Below are 20250 nucleotides of genomic sequence, written 5' to 3' on the forward strand. Positions count from 1 at the left end.
TAACAGCCTTTTCTTGTTTTAGCTTATTTATTTTATATACGTCGATAATTGGATGCAGTACTTCGCGAAATAAGTATTATTTTCTTTTAATGACGCCAGTGGTGAGAGCTACACCAAGTAAAATGACTATACCGCCAATCAACATAGTTAAACTAATGGTTTCTCCAAGAAATAATGCCCCCCATAAAATACCAAAGGCCGGAATTAAATAAGTGACAGAAATTGCTTTTGCAGGACCAAGCTGTGCAATAAGGCGAAAAAATAAAATGTAGGCTATCCCTGTACAGATAATACCGATAAGCAATGCTGACCAAATGGCATTATTGCTTGGGACATTTTCGGGGATAAAAAACAAACTGACAGGTAATAACATTAACATCGCTGAAATTTGGCTGCCGGCAGCTAATGCCAACGGTTTTATGCTAGTAAAATGCTTTTTAGTATAATTCGCTGAAATACCATAACAAAGCGCTGCTAACATTGCCGCTAAGGTTGGTAATAAAGCATTATTGCCTTGAGTTTCGGTACTCGTGAAGTGCAGGTTTTCAGAGACTAATAAATAAACCCCGAAAAAACCAATCAATAAACCAATTGTTGCACTGAAAGTTAATTTATCTTTTAACCAAAAATATGCCACTAAAGCTCCGAACATTGGAGTTGTGGCGTTAAGTACCGATGTGGTGCCCGCAGTAAGCGTTAGAGTTGCGTAACCAAATAAAACAAATGGTATTGCGGTGTTTAATGCTCCAACAATAAATATTTGTCGCCATCGACCATTAAGTGCATTCGTTTGTTTATAAAGTACTAAGCAGCTAAATAAAAAAATAGCGGCAATAGCTGTTCTAATTGCTGTAAAAAGAACTGGGCCAAATTCGGGGCTACCTACCCGCATAAACATAAAAGATGCACCCCAAATAGAAGCTAGTAAAAGTAACTCTATGCTTGCTTGGTAATTATGTGAATTTGAGCCTTTCAATACTTTTCCTTAATGAGTTGGTTTAAAGTCTGTGTCACTATTACATATGCGGTACTGGAAAAGTCGCGAAAATCGGACAACATGCTTATATTTATGATTTATTTTTGGTTATGTTGATAGATATTACCCGCAGTGTTGAAGCACCCACCACCTGCCATTGAATATTAAAATCATATAACGTCATCCCGTAGACTTTTTCGTCAATGCTTTTTTGTTTATAGGCAGGGCGAGGATCTTGTTTTAACACTTGTTCAACAAGACTTTGTAATGTCGGATACTCTGAAACTACTTTAGCTAAAATCGTTTTTGCATCATCTGAAAACTCGACATTAATGTTAGTTTCTGGTGGTTGATGTGCATAACCACCTTGTGCATGATCAATAATATCAGCGTAAGGAACATAAGGTTTAATATCGACTATAGGCGTGCCATCGAGTAAATCTAATTCATTAATATGAAGGATGACCTGCGAACCTTGTTGTTCAATTTTATCGAGCTTAACCACTGACATACCAATAGGATTAGGCCGAAATGTGGAGCGAGTTGCAAAAACACCAAGCTTTTTGTTACCGCCTAAACGTGGTGGTCGCACGAGAGGTTTCCAGCCTAAATCTTGTGTGCCATGAAAAACGAAAAGCAGCCAGATATGGCTAAACTGCTCTAAACCTCGCACAGCATCCATGTTATTTGCACTACCGTTTAATATCACTTTTCCTTGCGCGGCACTAACAATACCGGGTTGACGTGGTATCGCAAACTTTTCTTTGTATGGGGAAACTATAGTGCCAATAACATCAAAGTTAACGTTATTAGTCATTGTTTGTTTGTTCAACCTGGTAAGCGCGTCCATAACAAACTGTTGAAGCAACACAGTATTTTGCTGCCTGATCTGACTCTATCATCACACATTGACTAAAAATTATGGCGTTCGCCTCTAACTCATAGGCGTTACGTCTTGCTTCTGTGCGAGCATCAATTTCATTTGGGGCAGCATGATGCGCTTTTTCCTGACACGATTCACCTTCAACCAAGCCGACAAATTTAAACTTGCCAGAGAAGTCCTTTTCGCTTTCAACAATTTTCACTTTTGTTGGCGAAAAATAATGTTTGAAGTTATCGCGATCTAAATTAGTGGATATATCATTAATTTTTGCACAACCAGTGGTAAATATTAATGTGGCTATCAAACAGCTAGTGTTACGTTTGGTAAATAATTGCTTTGTTTTAGTCATTGCTTTTAAAGTCATTTTAAGTCGATTCTTATCTGTAGCTCTATGATGAAGCATTAGAGTTTAATTTGCTAAGCTGGAATTACCCTCAATCCAATAATTGAAGAGTTTATCTATAGTTTTGCTTTGTTGTTTCATTGAGATCCAATTTCGCATAAATAGTTCAAAGGCATGATCATCTTTATTAATTGGAAATGCCATAAACAAAGGCGCAAGTTCAGGTTTTGGTACAACCACGGTGTAGTCAGGGTTAAGTAATGTCCAAGCTGAGGATGCTGCAGCGCCGTATATCATTGCATCTATATGTTCGAATTCGCTCTTGAAGAATAATCTTGGTGTTGAAATTTCCCAAGCTTTGCCTTTGGTAAAGTTGCGAGCTACCGCTTTTTTATAGAAAAAGGTCTCAGGGATCCCTAACGTTAAATCTTCACGTTGTAATATGGTATCCCAATCAGTAAATTCTGCTCGTCGTTTATCCTTTACAACAATCGCAATATTTTGAGTGCTATAAGGCATTGTTAAAGTGAATTGAGCCATATTGTCAGGAATAACAGGAACACCAGAAGTAATATCTAAATAGCCTGACTCAAGCAATGGCTTTGCTTGATTATGAAAGATTTTTACGAACTCAATATCAACATTTAAATCTATCGCTAATTGATTCATTATTTCAATATCGAAACCAACAAGTTTGCCATCATTATTATGAAATGAATAAGGTAGGTCATCTCGAAAATAACCAACCCGAATAAAGCCGCGTTGTTTAATACGTTCAAGAACACCTGTGAATGGTTGAGCTGTGGTACTGAATGCGTCAGGTTTATCTAAATATTTGCTGGTTACGTTTTCCATTAAAAAATCACGCTCGATAAATTTACTATAACCTTGGTATTGGTAACTTATTGAACTAAATGCAAACTTGAGACTAATAAATGCCACAACAGACAGCACCGGAATAAAAGCCAAATTCTTTATTAGCGTAATTTTTTTAATACGAAAAGCTTTTGCCATGCTGGTTGCGACGAGCAATGGTAAACAACTAGCAAAAGTCACTGATAATAGTGCTGATAAACGACCAACGGCTAAGTTCTCAGCGACAATAAAGAAGTCAAACATTGCACCCGAAACATTGAATAACTCCAATAAATTTTGCATTGCTAAAGTGCTAGTACCAAATAACTGTGGAATACCAATGACAATGAGTTGCAGGTAGTCTTCAAAGCTAATGTATGCGCCAGAAAACCACGCCGCAAATAGTACAAACAGTAATGCTAGTAATTTACCACCTACGGGCATGCTAAAACTTATCGGCACAATAACGTCTGATATTTTATCGGCATTGGCTGTTTGTGGATATTGCGTTGCAATGAGGTGCTTAGTTTTTTCAACAATAATAGGAATAACAACAAAAAAGCTGCCAGTAGCAAACGCAGTGATCATGGCTTCTCGGGAAGCTTTTAAAACTTCGCGATAACTAAAAGGGGTAATCGTGGCTAAAATTGCAGGGAATACAACGAAAGAAAGTAGGGCAACGAGTACTAAAGCACTGGCGACATAAATCATTAAACCATCCAGCTGAGAAGCATCAAGTGTGGAAGCTGCTCGCCAACCGATACAAAATACGCCAATGGGAGCAAAGCGCATCACAAGGTTACTGATATTGCTAACAGATTGCTGTAAATTATTGAGCACGCTTAAGGTTTGCCGTTTATTTTTTATTGGCATTAAACCAACCCCAATAAAAACACTAAAGAGGACCACGGAAGGGATAATGGCATTTGCAAAAGCATTAAAAGGATTCGACGGAATAAATAAGGTAATTAAATTGAACTCTTGGCTGACCTTAATGGTATTGGCACTGTAAAATTCAGCTGTTTGCCAGTTTGGGAATGATAAAGGTGCGATAAGAATAAAGCATAACATTACGCTGATAAGTAGCATGGTTAATATCACACTACTTTTTAAAGCTGATTTCGCTTTGCTTGCAGATAAGCTTCCAATCCCCACCATTAAAGATAAGGAAATATAAGGCAGTGCTGTCATTTGTAATAGCATTACAAAGGCATTTGCTAAATGGTTTACGGTTGAGAAAAGTGGTGAACCAAGGCTTCCAATAATAAGGCCAATAGTCATAGCAACAATAATGCGCGCAGATAATGGAATTTGACTAAGTTTAAATTTACTCATTTTCAGCTAAGGTTATGTCTTATTTGAGTTATTACTTTGTACATTATAGTAAAGTGAATAAAATATATAGATGCAAGATTGCTAATGGCTTATTTTGAATAGAGCGAAACTGAGACTTTAATTGTATTTAAGCCCATATTATTTATTAATTTTTTATCTGCTCGCAATCTAATTCCTGCATATAAAAAAGCAAACCTGAACTCGCGTAAAGGTTTGCCTATATTGCTAGATGAATGTCAGTTAATTATTTAACACGCATGCCTGGTTGTGCGCCGTCATCAGGGTTTAAAATCCAAAGATCTTTGCCACCTGGTCCTGCCGCTAGTACCATGCCTTCTGACATACCAAAGCGCATCTTACGTGGTGCTAAGTTAGCAACCATAACGGTATGCTTACCAATTAAATCTTCAGGTTGGTAAGCTGACTTGATACCTGCAAATACTTGGCGTGTTTCACCACCTTCTTCGCTATCAAGAGATAAAGTTAATTTTAGAAGTTTATCGGCTTTTTCAACATGTTCAGCATTAACAATTTTAACAATACGCAAATCAATTTTTGCGAAGTCATCAAACTGAATTTCTTCTGAAATAGGGTCATCAACTAATGGCTTGCCAGTAAGTTCTTGCTTTGGCTCTGACTTTTTAGATTTTTTCTTATCTGCTTTTTTCGCTTTAGTTTCTTCTGCTTTGCTTGATAAGTTTTCTTTAGACGCATCAGTCATAGCATTGACTTTATCCATATCAACACGCTGAAGTAGGGCTTTAAACTTATTAATCTTATGATCTGTTAATAACGTTTTATGACCTTCCCAAATTAATTCATCATTTAAAAATGCTGCCGTGCTGTCGGCTAAAACCGGAAGCACAGGCTTTAAATAAATCATTAAGGTACGGAACATGTTGATACCTAATGAACAGATATCTTGTACTTCTTGCTGCTTAGTTTCGTCTTTCACTAACTGCCAAGGTTCTTTCACGGCGATGTATTCGTTTACTTTATCAGCCAACGCCATGATTTCACGCATTCCACGACCAAAGTCACGAGACTCATAATGTGCGGCAATACTATCACCCGCAGCCATTACTTCATCAGCTAAGGCTTGGTCATCAATGTTTGTAGACAACATGCCGTCGAAACGTTTGGTAATAAAGCTAGCACAACGAGAAGCGATATTAACTACTTTACCCACTAAGTCAGAATTAACGCGTTGAGCAAAGTCTTCCAAATTTAAGTCTAAGTCATCAATGCGGCTGGTTAATTTTGCTGCGTAGTAATAGCGTAAATATTCTGGATTTAAATGCTCTAAATAAGTACGGCCCTTAATAAAAGTCCCTTTAGACTTAGACATTTTAGCGCCATTTACGGTCACAAAACCGTGCGCATATACAGATGTTGGTTTTCTATAACCTGCGCCTTCTAGCATTGCTGGCCAAAATAAACTGTGGAAGTAAATAATATCTTTACCGATGAAGTGGTAAAGCTCAGCGTCTGAATCTAATTTCCAGAAAGCATCAAAGTCGATGCCTGTTTTATCACAAAGGTTTTTAAAACTACCCATGTAACCAATAGGCGCGTCTAACCAAACATAAAAATACTTACCTGGGGCATTTGGGATCTCAAAGCCAAAATATGGCGCATCACGACTGATATCCCATTGCTGTAAACCAGACTCAAACCACTCGCCTAGCTTGTTTGCCATTTCTTCTTGTAGTGAGCCACTGCGTGTCCATTCTTGTAACATTTCGCCAAAAGCTGGTAAGTCGAAGAAATAGTGTTCTGAGTCACGTAAAACTGGTGTAGCACCTGAAACCACTGAACGCGGATTTAATACTTCAGTAGGTGAGTACGTTTCACCACAGTTATCACAGCTATCACCGTTCTGGTCTTCGCTCTTACATTTTGGACATGTACCTTTTACGAAGCGATCTGGTAAAAACATACCTTTTTCTGGGTCGTATAACTGCGAAATAGTGCGTGTTTTTATATGACCTTTAGCATGCAAACGATTATAAATTTCTTCGGCAAAAGCTTTGTTTTCGTCACTATGTGTTGAATGATAGTTATCAAAGCTAATATGAAAATCGGCAAAGTCAGCCATGTGTTCGTCACGAACACCGGCGATCATCTCTTCAGGCGTAACACCAAGTTCTTGTGCTTTTAGCATGATAGGTGTGCCATGGGCATCATCTGCACATACAAAGTAAGTTTCATGACCACGCATACGTTGGAAGCGAACCCAAATATCGGTTTGAATATGCTCTAATAAATGACCAAGGTGAATTGAACCGTTGGCGTAAGGAAGGGCACAAGTAACTAAAATTTTACGTTTATCTGCTGATGATACAGATGACTTTGATACAGACATATAAAGTTTACATATTATTGGTGGTAATTATGCGGTGAATGGTACAGAATTTGTCATTACTTTTCATTAAGAATTATCGCCTTTATGTGATAAAAGGTTAGATAAAACGCGTTTTAAAAATGTTCTCAAGTTTTTTATCAAAAAATAAGTTTACTAAAAATATGTTTTCTAAAAATGACACTTCTGCCGAAACTCAGCAGGCAATTAGTAATTTTCTTGTTGCTTATCGTTCTGACTCATTTCCGGCTGGTTTTTTATCAGTAAGTCAATCAATTAGCATGAGTACCATTAAAGACGAAATAGTAATTACTGCACAGTTGCCATTTCCGTGTGACGGAGAGTTGAATGAAATTGCTGAACAATTAACGGCATTGATTAACTTACCTATTCATTTTGATATTCAATACCAAATTGAGCCTGTCAGACAACATGCTATTAAGGGTGTTAAAAATATTATTGCTATTTCGTCAGGTAAGGGCGGGGTGGGGAAGTCTACTACCGCGGTGAATCTAGCCTATGGCTTAATAGCAGAGGGGTGTAATGTTGGTATTTTAGACGCTGATATTTATGGCCCTTCAATCCCAACTATGTTGGGTTTAAAAGGAGAAAAGCCAACCTCAAGTGACGGTAAACTGATCACTCCACTTGAATCCAACAATTTAACGGCAATGTCGATAGGTTTTTTAGTTGATGATGCTAACGCAACCGTTTGGCGTGGGCCAATGGCAAGTCGAGCATTTTCACAGTTGCTTAATGAAACTGACTGGCCTGAATTAGATTATTTAATTGTAGATATGCCGCCTGGTACTGGTGATATTCAATTAACGTTAGCTCAACAAGTACCTGTTGCAGGTGCGCTCGTTATTACCACACCACAAGATATTGCCTTAGTCGATGCAGTAAAAGGTATGGCGATGTTTGAGCAAGTTAAACTGCCTGTCTTGGGAATTATTGAAAATATGAGTTATCACCAATGTGATAACTGTGGCCACCATGCTCATTTATTTGGTGAAGGTGGTGGTGAACGTATCGCTAATACTGCTAAAACAAAATTATTAGGCCAGTTACCATTAGATATTCGCATTCGAGAAGAGGCTGACAGTGGTAGTTGTTTAATAAATGAAGATAGCGCTGGCGAATTGGCTCAGCTCTATCGTAAAATAGCACGAAATGTTGCAGCGCAAAGCTTTTATCAACTTGATATGCGTAGCCCAACAACTGCGAATGTGGTTGAGGTATAGCACTGCAAAAGAATCACTGCATAATTACTAGTTAAATGGTCGCATCAGCCGTTTAAAGAATTTAAATCCTAAATCTAAGAAGAATAATCATGAGATTGTGTGACAAAGATATTGAAGAAAGTATTAGCCAAGGGCGAATTAAAATAGCGCCAACACCCGATAGCAGCATGATTTCAGGTGTAAGTGTTGATATTCGTTTAGGGAACGAATTTCGTGTTTTTCAGGATCATACCGCGCCATATATTGACCTAAGTGGCCCGAAAGATGAAATGCAAAAAGCCATGAACTCAGTAATGAGCGATGAAATTTATATTCCTGACGGTGAAGCATTTTTTTTGCACCCAGGAGAATTAGCATTAGCGGTAACTTACGAGTCTGTGACTTTGCCTGATGATATCGTTGGTTGGTTGGACGGTCGTTCTTCGCTTGCTCGTTTAGGGCTTATGGTGCACGTTACAGCACATCGAATTGATCCTGGCTGGTCAGGGCAAATCGTCTTAGAATTTTATAACAGTGGTAAACTTCCGCTAGCATTGCGTCCAAAAATGAAAATTGCAGCGCTTAATTTTGAAACTATGTCATCGAGTGCATTAAGACCATACAATAAGCGTGATGACGCTAAATATAAAGGTCAAATGGGCGCGGTTGCTAGTCGTATTAGTGAAGACGAACGACAGAAGTAACTTCTAATAAATCACCCTATAATTACTAAAAAGCCAACGATTATTCGTTGGCTTTTTTAATGTTATTACGTTATTTACGTTCAGTTGGAATTTACTGCACTTGCTTGTTGTGGCTCGGCAGTTGAAAGGGCCTTTGATATGCACATATTTAACGCCTCGATCAGTTTATCTCGACTATGATAATGCGCTGTCGTGTCACTACTTAATTCATGATGACAAACCCCAATACGATTTGAAGTAACACTGTGATCGTGACAAATAGCACTGTCAATTGGTAAACAACCAATATTCTCTTCAATCCAATCGAGTTTTTCATCTAGTGATAAATCACTAGCTGGACTGTTTTCAGCAACAATATTGTCGATAAAGACTCTGTGTGCTTTGGTTTGTTTAAGCGCGTTGCTAATATCACGTACCAGTAATGGTGGAACAATACTGGTTAAGAAGCTACCAGGGCCTAAAATAATAAGGTCAGCATTTAAAATCGCATCAGTGCAATTAGGCAGTGTTTTTACCAAAGGCGCCAACATTAAATTTTTTGGCATGACAGGCATTTCATCAACCGATAACTCGCCAACTCGACAACGTCCTTCGGGATAAAAGGCCATTAAATCAGTTGGTGTTTCTGACATAGGTAAAACCGGGGTTTTAACACCAAGTAGTCGACGAACTAATTTGATTGACTCTAGCGGTCTAGAATGTATTTGGCCTAAGCCATATAAGATAAGGTTACCTAAGTTGTGACCACCAAGTTCATCTTGGCCGTCAAAACGAAAGTCGAATAGTTGACTACCAACTGATTGTTCGTCAACTAATTGTGTCAGGCAATTACGTAAGTCGCCCCAAGCAATAGAACTACTACGTTTTCTTAAACGACCCGTAGAACCGCCATTGTCTGTTGTAGTGACAATACCTGTTAGTTGGTTTCCTAAAAAGGAAAGGGTAGAAAGCACACGCCCTAAACCGTGACCTCCACCAATGGCAACAACATTGAGCTCTTTTAGTTGCATATAACTATTATTCTTTTCAATTGAGCTTTAACCATAACGTTAATTATACGTTAAATAAAGCAACAAGCCACAGTTTCTCTACCTAGTAGCGATGTGACGGCGCTTTTTAATCATAAGATGTTTATTGCAAAGAATAAACTAGCATTGATATTTTTTGTTTTCTTAACTGAGCTTACGTAAAATTTAGCAATATAAGCAGTTGATAAGGCAAAAAATAGTCAACTTGGTCTTTAAATAATCAGTTGAGCAAAAACTTTGAAAAAAATGTATTAATATCTAAAATAAGTGTTGACAGTATCATGGTCGCTGCTTAGAATGCGCCTCGCTTTCAACGAGTAACTCGATTACTTGTTTGGAGGAGAATTAAGATAAGTATTAGGCCACTTATTTTATTTCTATGTGGGGCTATAGCTCAGCTGGGAGAGCGCTTCGCTGGCAGCGAAGAGGTCTGCGGTTCGATCCCGCATAGCTCCACCATATTATTTAGTGTTGCTTATGCAATTCTAAAAGATAGATAAAAAGATAAACGCGATTGGGTAATTGTTAAATTATCGGATTGCAAAAATAAACTGAAAAGTTTGTTTTATCGTTTTAGTGTCCCTATCGTCTAGAGGCCTAGGACACCGCCCTTTCACGGCGGTAACAGGGGTTCGAATCCCCTTAGGGATGCCACTTCTTCGGAAGACTTCTACGGAAGTAAAAAAGAAAATGAGTTCGTGTTTTAGACACAAACAAGAAATATATATGTAAATCATAAGTTCACTAGGCTAGAGCTTTATACGGTTTTATTATACTAAGTGTTTCGAGTTTATATGTGTCCCTATCGTCTAGAGGCCTAGGACACCGCCCTTTCACGGCGGTAACAGGGGTTCGAATCCCCTTAGGGATGCCACTCATTTTTAGTTAGACAAGTTTATGGTAAGTGTTTTTGACACATACTATGGAATATATAAAGTTATCATAAGTTCACTAGGCTAGAGCTTTTTACGGTAGCATTATAATTAAGTATTCCATTTGGTATTAATGTGTCCCTATCGTCTAGAGGCCTAGGACACCGCCCTTTCACGGCGGTAACAGGGGTTCGAATCCCCTTAGGGATGCCACCATTAACTTAGATTGATGAACGTTTTTAATGTTCAGCAATCAGATACAAAACGTGAATGGGTTATTTTATAACTTTAATCACATTGTTTTAGTGTCCCTATCGTCTAGAGGCCTAGGACACCGCCCTTTCACGGCGGTAACAGGGGTTCGAATCCCCTTAGGGATGCCACTATTTATTTTGCTTTTACGCAGATATTCAGTGCTAAAAGTGAAAATAAAAAAACCGACTTATGTCGGTTTTTTTATGCGCGAAATTTATAGTCAGTTATAAAAATAGCTACTGAGGGTAGTGCACTGCCCAGTAGCTATTTAGTTACTATATAATGTTAAACTTGTTTGATTAAACTGACACTTTCTTCTGCAAAACCGACACCTGCTTCGTTGTAAAAGTTAAATACCTTATCAACACCAAAGCTTTCTAAAGCGATGCGTTCATCATCGTAACGGGCAATTGCAGCAATTTTCCCTTGGTAATTTGTACGCTTAATTTGTGCAGTAATGTTCATAATATCTTGTACTGATGGCAGGGCGAGCAATGTTAATTCAATTTTACTGAGATCAATGCTTTCCCAAAAGTCGGCATCTTCCGCATCACCTAAATAAGCTTGAATACCGTTCTCATTTAGCCATTTTACTTTATTCTTATCTGTGTCTAAGCCCCAGGCTTGGTTTTCTGTTTGTGCGTTTAAGGCTTTATATGCACCCATTCCGACACGGCCCATACCAATAATGGCTATTGGGGCAGAACAAGGCTGAACAAAATTGTCTTCCGCTAAACGTTTTTCACTTTCAAAGCGTTTAAACTTCTCTTTATTATTGGCAAAGTAGTCATGGGCAAAGTTGTATAAAACATTGGTTAAAATAAACGATAATGAAACTGCTAGCGATAAAATAACTAACCACTCTGGCGATAACCAACCTGATTTACTGCTTAGCGATGCTATTATCAGCCCAAATTCGCTAAAATTACTTAGCGCCAAAGCGGATAAAAATGCGGTTCTGCCGCGCAGATTAAGTTTTACTAAGATAAAGAAAAATAGTAAAAATTTGATTGGCAAAAGTAAGGTTAAAATTGAAGCTATCAGCAACATTTCTAAAGTAGGCAAAGCAGTAAAACCAATTGATAGGAAAAAGCCAATTAAGAATAAGTCTTTGAAGCTTAACAGTGATTTAGTAATTTCACTGGCTTTACTATGTGAAGCTAAATACATACCGGCAAGTAGGGCGCCTAAATCGCCTTTAATTTTTACTAATTCAAATAATTCATAAGCCCCAAAAGCAACGAAAAAGCCCATTAAAGGGATCAATTCGCCATGACCTGCCTTGTCTATCGTTCTTTTTATCAGCGGCTTTAATGGAATTAATAGCAAGAGTGTAGCAGCCCATGGGCTTGGCACTTTTCCAGTCGCCAATACTAAAAAAATCACCGCGACTACGTCTTGCATCACCAGTATGCCAATGGCAAGTTTGCCGTGGCGAGTGCGCATTTCTCCGTGATCTTCCATTAATTTGACCACACAAACGGTACTACTAAAACTTAATGCGAAAACTATCAGCGCTGAGGTTGTGAGATCTAAACCACTAATGAATGGAATGGTGATAAGCGCAATAGCTTTTAATAGTACAACACCTGCAACTAGCCATAATAACGTATGACTTAAACTACCAAACCAAACTTCAGGCTTTATTAAATCTTTGATATTGAGTTTTAATCCAATAGTAAAAAGCATTAAGGTAATACCAATATCGGCTAGCGCAGTTACCATGCTATCGGCTTGATAACCTAAAAAATGCAAAATAAAACCTGCTGCTAAATATCCAATAGAAGGAGGTAAGGCAATAACCTTAGTTAGCAAGCCACATATAAAAGCAAATCCAATCCAAATAAATTCCATTTAGTGTTAAGGCTCCACGGTCATTAAAGTTGCAAGTTGTTGTTCAACATAGTCTGCAATAATAGGCTGAGCACTTGCATTGGGATGAATGCCATCAGCTTGCATTAATGCTTTGTTTGTTGCGACTTTCTCCATGAAAAACGGTAATAACTCTATTTCAGTTTCGGCTGCTACATCTTCAAATACTTGTTCAAACATTTTATTGTATCGTGGGCCGTAATTAGGTGTTATTTTTATCTTAATCATTGATACTTTTATGTTTTTATCTTGTGCTAGCTTGATCATTTGTAACAAATTATTTTTAATTAGCTTAGGTGAGTATCCGCGTAAACCGTCATTTCCGCCTAATTCGATAAGCAAATGATTTACATTTTCATTGTTTAAAATGCCCGCTAACCTTGATAAACCGCCACTCGTCGTTTCTCCACTAACACTAGCATTTATAATTGTGTATGGTTGATTTTGTTGAGCAAGTTTCTGGTTTAATAAGTGGACCCAACCCTGAGTGGGTTTCATCCCGTAACTTGCGCTGATACTATCACCTAATAGTAATATATTGGTTTTGGGCTTAGTTGCCGCATTAACCGTAGTAACAATGAACAAACTAATAAATAATATAAAAAGTGGATAATTTTTCATGCATGTAAATTCCGAGAGTATTTTAAGCGTTAAAAGCTTAACTAAATCAGTTCAAGTTGAAGACAAAACCTTAGCTTTGCTTCAGCCACTCAATTTAACAGTTGCGGCAGGTGAGTCAATCGCTATTGTCGGCTCTTCTGGCTCAGGTAAAACCACTTTACTGTCAATATTAGCAGGGTTAGATTTACCTAGTTCAGGTGAAGTGTACCTTAAAAATCAGCCACTTCACCAGTTTAATGAAGAACAAAGAAGTCAAGTACGCGCGCAGCATGTGGGTTTTATTTTCCAGCAGTTTTTATTGATCAATAGTTTAACGGCATTAGAAAATGTCATGTTACCGGCTGAATTAGCAAACCAAGCTGACGCACAAGAACGCGGTGAAGCGTTATTGAAAAAGGTTGGCTTAGGCGATAGATTTGATCATTACCCATCACAACTTTCAGGTGGTGAGCAACAACGCGTTGCTATTGCTCGTGCCTTTATTGCAAAGCCTGATATTTTATTCGCTGACGAACCTACGGGTAATCTTGATAGTAAAACAGGGCTACATATTACTGACTTAATCTTCGAATTAAATGCCAACGAAGGTACTACCTTAGTGCTGGTTACACATGACCCAAAACTTGCCGCTAGATGTCAACGACAAGTAGAAATGGACAGCGGTGTACTGCAAGAAAAACCATCATCGAATACAATTGATGCTGTTACGGCCAATGATAATGGCCAAATTGTTATTCAAGAAAGCGATCTAGATAACGATGACAACGGCAACGTAAATGCCCCAAGTTCAGTGCCACAAGTAGGTTAATATGAGCGTAACTAATACTAATAAATCATCTATGTGGTTTACGCAGTCGTTACGGTTATTACACCATGAACTTCGACGCGGTGAACTCACCATTATTTTCCTTGCTATTGTACTTGCTGTGGCAACGGTATTTTCGTTAACGGGCTTTTCTGGACAAATAAAACATGCAATTGTTGCTAATAGTACAAATACTATCGGCGCTGATCGTGTTTTACGCATGTCCTCCGAGGCAGATACAAGTATTTTAGATAAAAGCCAACAATTGTCGTTATTGCACGCGAGAAAAATTGAAACTGAATCAATGGCTTTTGCTGGCGATAATATGCTGCTTAGCGAAATTGACGCCGTTTCAGAAACTTACCCATTACGCGGCGAACTTCGCGTTAAAAAGTCATTAACGCAAGAAAATAGTGAAATTGTTAATGCGCCTAAGCCAGGCTCTGTATGGGTAGAGCCCAGCGTTTTAAGTCGACTTGATGTCAATATCGGTGACACAGTAGAAATTGGTGTTGCGCCACTTACGATTGCGGGTATTGTTACCGATATTCCTGATCGCTCGTATCGCGCTTTTATCGCCGGTCCAACCATTATTTTAAATATTGCCGATATGCCGCAAACTGAACTAATTCAGCCAGGCAGTCGCATGGGATATAAATATTTATTTGCCGGTGAAACCGATGATATTGAAGCATTTGAAGACTGGATAAAGCCGCAAATAAATGAAAGCCAACGTTGGTATGACGCTAAAGCGGCGCAAAACCGCTTATCCAGAATACTTGATACGGCTGAAAAGTTTTTATCCTTGGCAAGTATGTTGGGCATTGTACTAGCTGCTGTTGCTGTTGCGGTAGCAAGTCGTCGTTATGGCCAACGTCATCAGTCAACTGTATCTATTTTTAAAGCCATGGGAGCGTCCATTTCTCACGTGCGTAAGTTGTATTGCCTACATTGGACATTACTAAGCTGCTTAAGCATCGCGGTTGGTTTAATTGTCGGTTATGGCTTGCTGTTACTTGGCGTAAATGCCATAGCAAGTTATTTATCGTTGGATGATGCGCCATTAACTTTTGTACCATTTTTAACGGCTATTTTTACTGGCTTATTATGTGCCGTTGCTTTTGCCATTCACCCCATCATGACCTTAGTGGCAAGTTCACCACTTAATGTTATTCGTGGCTTTAGTCAATTAAAAGTAGCTCGATTTGGTTGGCATCAATTACCACCATTAATGGCGTTATTTTTACTACTATTTATTTTTAGTCAAAACCTCATTATGAGTGCGGCATTATTATTGGGCGGCATTTTTGTTTCTTTTATTTTGTTGTTATTTGGCCGTGGCTTAATGAGTGCAGGTCGCACAGTTGGCACGAAAGCGGGTAAATCATGGCATTTAGCCTTGGCTAATCTAAAACGCCGCGCCAGTGAAAACAGTGTGCAGTTAGTTAGCTTTACCATTGCTATTAAGTTGTTATTGTTAATTACAGTAATGAAAAGCTCGATATTATCGGAATGGGAACAGCAATTTCCGGAAGACACTCCTAATCACTATTTAATAAATATAACGCCTGAACAAGTATCTCCTTTGCAGGACTTTGTGAATGACAATAATATTGCTAACCAAGGTTTCTACAATGTTTATCGAGGTCGCTTATCGGCAATAAATGGTGAAAAAACCATTCGTGAAGACGATGACAGTCGTCAAGGCGATAGCGCAGAATCAGATAATAAAGCAAAAGATGAAAAAGCTAATGACGCTGACAATGAACAACGACAAGAAGGTCGACGTGGCGCTGGACGTGAACTTGGCTTAACTTGGCGCAATGAATTGCCCGTGGAAAATGAAATTATTGAGGGCCAGTGGTGGCAAGTTGAAGATGAAACACCACAAGTGTCGATTGAAAGCGTAATGGCTGAACGTTTAGAAATTAACTTAGGCGATGAATTAACTTTTACTTTAGGCTCAGATGAATTTACCGTACCGGTTACAAGTATTCGTGAAGTGAATTGGCAAAGTCGCCAGTTAAATTTCATCATGATTTTTAACCAGAGTGTGCTTGAGCAGTTTCCAACAACGGCTATTTCAGCTTGGTCAGTGACCGATCAAGACCGTGATATGGTTTACCGCTTTATGGCTAATTTCCCAACCATTACCTTAATGGATTTTGCTGCAATAATGGCACAACTCAATAATATTATTGAGCAAGTGTCGGTAGCTATTCAATTAATTCTTATTCTTGTGGTACTGGCAGGAAGTTTAGTGTTAATTGCGCAAGTGCAAGCCAGCATGGAAGAGCGTGAACGTGAATTAGCAATTTTGAGAACACTTGGGGCAAAAGGTAAATTACTGCGTAACAGCGTATTGTATGAATTTGTTGCCTTAGGTGCTATTGCTGGTTTAATGGCGAGTATTGGTATGGAAATCGCAGTTTACATCTTGCAAAGCCAAGTCTTCCAAATGTCAGGCAGTTTTCACTTTCAATATTGGTTAGTGGGTATTGGTGCTGGCGCGCTATTTGTTGGCCTAATTGGCATGTTAAGTTGCTGGCGATTATTGAATTTATCTAGTGTTACCTTAATTCGCCGAACGATGTAAATTTTATTTTGCTCAACGCTATACGCGATTTAATACTAGCGAAAAAGCTAGTAAATCGCGTATAGTGCAGCTAATTCTAAAAATAATAACATGTTAGGTATTTGAATGGGTTTACAAGGAAAGTCCGACGGCGCAGTAAAGTTTTTATTAGTTACGGCGGCATTATTTGTGGTTTTAGCTGGCATAAAAACTGCCGCTACTTTGTTAGTGCCATTTTTACTCTCAGCGTTTATCGCCATTATTTGTAACCCTTTAGTGGTTAAAGCGGCTAAATATAAAATTCCCAAACCGATTGCCGTTATTTTTGTTATCGGTATCTTTGTTTCAATCGCGTTATCATTAGCTGGCTTAGTTGGAAACTCTCTTAATGAGCTATCGCAACTATTGCCAGACTATCGCGCGCAACTTCAAGAAGAGTTTGTTTGGTTAACTCAACAGCTTGATGCATATAATATTAAGATTTCTTCTGATCTATTAATTGAGTATTTTGACCCAGCAGCAGCTATGGGCTTAGCAGCTAATATGCTCAGCGGGTTAGGTGGCGTAATGGCGAACTTATTCTTAATTATTATCACCGTAATATTTATGTTGTTTGAAGCATCAACCGTCTCTCATAAGTTACATCTAGCGTTGGATGATCCTGAAGCGCGTTTAAAGCAAATTGACCAATTCTTGGAATCTGTGAATAACTATTTGGCAATAAAAACTTTAGTAAGCATAGCAACCGGTGTTTGTGTTTCGGTTATGTTGTGGGCATTTGGTTTAGACTTCTTTTTATTATGGGGTGTATTAGCTTTCTTACTCAACTATATTCCAAATATTGGTTCTATTATTGCCGCAGTACCTGCAATGTCGTTAGCGGTATTACAATTAGGGCCTGCAGCGGCCGGTTTTATTGGTTTAGGATATTTAACTATTAATACGGTTATGGGTAATGTGGTTGAGCCTCGTTATTTAGGTAAAGGCTTAGGGCTTTCAACGTTAGTCGTGTTCTTATCATTAATTTTTTGGGGATGGTTGCTTGGTACAGTAGGTATGTTGTTATCGGTGCCATTAACTATGGTCATTAAAATAGCATTAGAAAACTCCGCAGAAGGGCGCTGGTTTGCGGTAATGCTCTCTAGCGAAGATGCTCAGTAATACTTTATTTTTCTGTGTTATTTCAAAAGGTAGCTTAGGCTACCTTTTTACTTTCCATTCCTTTATTCCTTACACTTTCTAACACATTGCCTTGATTAACTAACAGTTTCATTACTGAAGTGAACACTCCTCTACTTTATGCTGTATTCATCAGCTTTAGTAAAACGTTTGGTAAGGACACTTATGTTATCTCGCTCAGTAAGTCACAAAAACTCGATAGCTTTTGGTATTAAATATTTAATGACACCGCTGGTTGTTATTTTGTTTTTATCTGCCTTTAGTGCCAGCGCTAGTCAATCACCAAAGTTTGGATTTTTTATTAAAAATGAAGTTAACGGTGATGATTATATTTCGGGAGTTGGCAGTGAAATTTGGTTAACTAACCGAGATTCAAATTTTGGTATGTCGGTGTTAACCTCAATTGGTAAAGCAGAAGTGACAGACCGAGAAGGTACTCAGCATGATTATATCGCTTGGGAAGCTGGCTTTAAATTTGGTTATTTTTCTGACATTTTCGCTTATGCAGAAGTCGGTTTTGATCTAGGGGAGTTGGCATTTCAGGATCGAGATGAAGATCATCATTACCGAGTTTTTCACAATGATGACGATAATGATTTTGTTGTGGTAAATAGAAGCCACCATGATGACTCAAATGACATTGATGGTTATGTTGGCGTTGGCGCTGGTTTCAAATTCGAGCACTTGCAAATTGAAGCATTTACTCGTTATAGACAAGTTGATGGAGAGCACTGGAAAGCTGATAGCCAGGCGTACACAGGGGCTAAGCTGTCGGTAGTTTTTTAAAAAATGCTTGATGAAAAAGGAGCATTTTGCTCCTTTAATCGAAGTCTAAGTTAGATAAACTCAACTTATTTAGCTTGGTTTATTACCTATTTTAAAATAGCCTGTTGATAAAAATTGCACCGTCTCTTTACGCTTCTTACCAATTAAAATTGGCCCATCATCCATAAATAAAAAGTTTTTCCAGCAACGTTTAAATACTGCCCAAGTCGTTTCAATAACATTATTGCGACTACTGCAGTAATAAACTACTGTGTTGTTATCCCAATTTAGATGCTGCAGTATTTGCTCCGGTAATTGTTTATCATCACCGTCCCAGGTACTTTCCCATTTACCACTATCGAGCCATGAACTGCCACTTTCAACCCAATCTCCTTTTTTGAAAAAGTCAGGGTGATCAACTTGCTTACTAATATTGCCGTCCCACAATACTTTTGCCCTATTAGCGGTCATAGGTTTAATTTTTTCTTTATCGCTATCAGTAATAGGTAAACTTTTATGCTTGAATATCCAAGCGTTTTTTAATTCTTCAATTGTGGTGTAATTCATAGTTGTTATCGTAATGGTTTATGTGGCTATTATAACAACTGCTATTATTTTCTCACTAAGAAAACTTGCATGAATTTAGAATATCAATATGTGGATTAGTATATGTTTAGGGTGATATGTTATTGGCATTGATATTAAGATATTAATGTCAGAATATTTTGCAACTTATAATGTGAATGTTGAATTAATTAAAATAATTCATTTTAAAACAATGCATTAACTTTTTGGCAAGAGGTTTGCTTTGGCTTGTATGTTATTTATAAGTGTTTAGGGAAAACATGTTATGAAGTTAGTAAAAGTTATTGGTTTTTTATTTATATCTTTATTTGCTATGTCAGCAAATGCCTCTGTAATGAGAACGGTGGTTTCTGAAAACTCGCCTGGTACAAATGGCTCGTGGTCGTTTGGTACTATTTTTACTGTTGGCGCTAACGATATTAATGTAACTTCACTTGGAGCATACGATTATTTAGGGAATGGCTTCTTAAGTGATTCAATAAAAGTTGGAATTTTTGATGAAACTTCGGGAGTTTTATTAGCTTCAACAGACGTAGATTCTAGTGATTTTATTTTGAATTCGTATAGATACTCTTTAGTGAATATTAATTTATTTTCAGGTCAACAATATAGATTGGTTGCTGTTAGCGCGAATGACAATTATATTCAAGGTGGCGGGGTTTGGAACTACTCGACAGACTTGAGTGTTGATGGATATGGTTATTGTTCAAGTACGTTAATTACTAAATGTGATAACAACACTGAGGGAGATTACGGAATGGCTAATTTTCAATATGATACCGGTTTGACATCAGTTCCAGAGCCGGAAACTCTATTGATATTTGCACTTGGATTAATTGGAATTGCTGTCTCCAGAAAAAATAAAAACATTTAGATTTTTATGAGTATTTTGAAAGTTAAGCTCCAATATTTATTGGAGCTTTTGTTTAACATAACCAATAATGTGAGTTTATAAAATAACATTATTGATTTTATATTATTATCCCTTTTAGCAGTCAAAGCTAACATCAGT

General features: G+C 38.0%; 16 protein-coding genes and 5 tRNA genes. 12 read left to right on the forward strand and 9 right to left on the reverse strand.

Annotation, left to right across the window (positions count from 1 at the left end):
- Positions 1-76: 76 nt before the first annotated feature.
- From AC27E9_RS12035 to metG, 5 genes are all read right to left on the reverse strand, one after another.
- On the reverse strand, positions 77-976 hold the full coding sequence (locus AC27E9_RS12035) for a DMT family transporter (protein WP_487130490.1): 900 nt from the start codon (positions 974-976) through the stop codon (positions 77-79).
- Positions 977-1067: 91 nt separating this feature from the next.
- Entirely contained in the window at positions 1068-1793 is a 726-nt protein-coding gene (tsaA, locus tag AC27E9_RS12040) for a tRNA (N6-threonylcarbamoyladenosine(37)-N6)-methyltransferase TrmO (RefSeq protein WP_487130492.1), read from the reverse strand.
- Positions 1786-2223 (reverse strand): Rcs stress response system protein RcsF, encoded by a 438-nt coding sequence (gene rcsF, locus AC27E9_RS12045; RefSeq protein WP_487130494.1) that lies wholly within the window; start codon positions 2221-2223, stop codon positions 1786-1788. The genes tsaA and rcsF overlap by 8 nt, the downstream gene beginning before the upstream one ends.
- A gap of 45 nt (positions 2224-2268) precedes the next feature.
- Positions 2269-4392 carry a cation:dicarboxylate symporter family transporter gene (locus AC27E9_RS12050; protein WP_487130496.1) on the reverse strand — a complete coding sequence of 708 codons (2124 nt, stop codon included), beginning with the start codon at positions 4390-4392 and terminating at the stop codon, positions 2269-2271.
- A 244-nt stretch (positions 4393-4636) separates the two neighbouring features.
- Positions 4637-6757: a methionine--tRNA ligase gene (metG, locus tag AC27E9_RS12055; RefSeq protein WP_487130497.1), complete on the reverse strand. Its 2121-nt coding sequence runs from the start codon at positions 6755-6757 to the stop codon at positions 4637-4639.
- Positions 6758-6918: 161 nt separating this feature from the next.
- On the opposite strand from metG, the gene apbC reads away from it, so the two are divergent.
- Positions 6919-7998 (forward strand): iron-sulfur cluster carrier protein ApbC, encoded by a 1080-nt coding sequence (gene apbC, locus AC27E9_RS12060; protein ID WP_487130499.1) that lies wholly within the window; start codon positions 6919-6921, stop codon positions 7996-7998.
- An 89-nt stretch (positions 7999-8087) separates the two neighbouring features.
- Positions 8088-8681 (forward strand): dCTP deaminase, encoded by a 594-nt coding sequence (gene dcd, locus AC27E9_RS12065; RefSeq protein WP_487130501.1) that lies wholly within the window; start codon positions 8088-8090, stop codon positions 8679-8681.
- 80 nt (positions 8682-8761) lie between these two features.
- On the opposite strand, the gene AC27E9_RS12070 is transcribed toward dcd, so the two are convergent.
- On the reverse strand, positions 8762-9691 hold the full coding sequence (locus AC27E9_RS12070) for a gluconeogenesis factor YvcK family protein (protein ID WP_487130503.1): 930 nt from the start codon (positions 9689-9691) through the stop codon (positions 8762-8764).
- Between the two features lie 401 nt (positions 9692-10092).
- Between AC27E9_RS12070 and AC27E9_RS12075 the strand changes: the two genes are divergently transcribed.
- From AC27E9_RS12075 to AC27E9_RS12095, 5 genes are all read left to right on the forward strand, one after another.
- Positions 10093-10168: transfer RNA gene (locus tag AC27E9_RS12075), tRNA-Ala, on the forward strand.
- Positions 10169-10287: 119 nt separating this feature from the next.
- Positions 10288-10363: transfer RNA gene (locus tag AC27E9_RS12080), tRNA-Glu, on the forward strand.
- A gap of 144 nt (positions 10364-10507) precedes the next feature.
- Positions 10508-10583: transfer RNA gene (locus AC27E9_RS12085), tRNA-Glu, on the forward strand.
- A gap of 135 nt (positions 10584-10718) precedes the next feature.
- Positions 10719-10794: transfer RNA gene (locus AC27E9_RS12090), tRNA-Glu, on the forward strand.
- A gap of 94 nt (positions 10795-10888) precedes the next feature.
- Positions 10889-10964, forward strand: a tRNA-Glu gene (locus AC27E9_RS12095).
- A gap of 157 nt (positions 10965-11121) precedes the next feature.
- On the opposite strand, the gene AC27E9_RS12100 is transcribed toward AC27E9_RS12095, so the two are convergent.
- On the reverse strand, positions 11122-12690 hold the full coding sequence (locus tag AC27E9_RS12100) for a cation:proton antiporter domain-containing protein (RefSeq protein ID WP_487130505.1): 1569 nt from the start codon (positions 12688-12690) through the stop codon (positions 11122-11124).
- A 6-nt stretch (positions 12691-12696) separates the two neighbouring features.
- Complete coding sequence (locus AC27E9_RS12105; RefSeq protein ID WP_487130507.1) at positions 12697-13329, reverse strand: arylesterase; 633 nt, start codon at positions 13327-13329, stop codon at positions 12697-12699.
- On the opposite strand from AC27E9_RS12105, the gene AC27E9_RS12110 reads away from it, so the two are divergent.
- From AC27E9_RS12110 to AC27E9_RS12125, 4 genes are all read left to right on the forward strand, one after another.
- The gene (locus tag AC27E9_RS12110) at positions 13328-14137 is read left to right on the forward strand and encodes an ABC transporter ATP-binding protein (protein WP_487130509.1); all 810 of its coding nucleotides are present in this window, start codon (positions 13328-13330) and stop codon (positions 14135-14137) included. The genes AC27E9_RS12105 and AC27E9_RS12110 overlap by 2 nt on opposite strands.
- Position 14138: 1 nt before the next feature.
- Positions 14139-16730, forward strand: coding sequence for an ABC transporter permease (locus AC27E9_RS12115; RefSeq protein WP_487130511.1), 2592 nt, complete (start codon positions 14139-14141; stop codon positions 16728-16730).
- A gap of 105 nt (positions 16731-16835) precedes the next feature.
- Positions 16836-17870 carry an AI-2E family transporter gene (locus tag AC27E9_RS12120; protein WP_487130513.1) on the forward strand — a complete coding sequence of 345 codons (1035 nt, stop codon included), beginning with the start codon at positions 16836-16838 and terminating at the stop codon, positions 17868-17870.
- Positions 17871-18053: 183 nt separating this feature from the next.
- On the forward strand, positions 18054-18674 hold the full coding sequence (locus tag AC27E9_RS12125; RefSeq protein WP_487130515.1) for a hypothetical protein: 621 nt from the start codon (positions 18054-18056) through the stop codon (positions 18672-18674).
- A gap of 69 nt (positions 18675-18743) precedes the next feature.
- On the opposite strand, the gene AC27E9_RS12130 is transcribed toward AC27E9_RS12125, so the two are convergent.
- Positions 18744-19220, reverse strand: coding sequence for a DUF2947 domain-containing protein (locus AC27E9_RS12130; protein ID WP_487130517.1), 477 nt, complete (start codon positions 19218-19220; stop codon positions 18744-18746).
- A gap of 283 nt (positions 19221-19503) precedes the next feature.
- Between AC27E9_RS12130 and AC27E9_RS12135 the strand changes: the two genes are divergently transcribed.
- Positions 19504-20112 carry a PEP-CTERM sorting domain-containing protein gene (locus AC27E9_RS12135; RefSeq protein WP_487130519.1) on the forward strand — a complete coding sequence of 203 codons (609 nt, stop codon included), beginning with the start codon at positions 19504-19506 and terminating at the stop codon, positions 20110-20112.
- The last annotated feature ends 138 nt before the right edge of the window (positions 20113-20250 follow it).

Source organism: Colwellia meonggei (assembly GCF_057537295.1).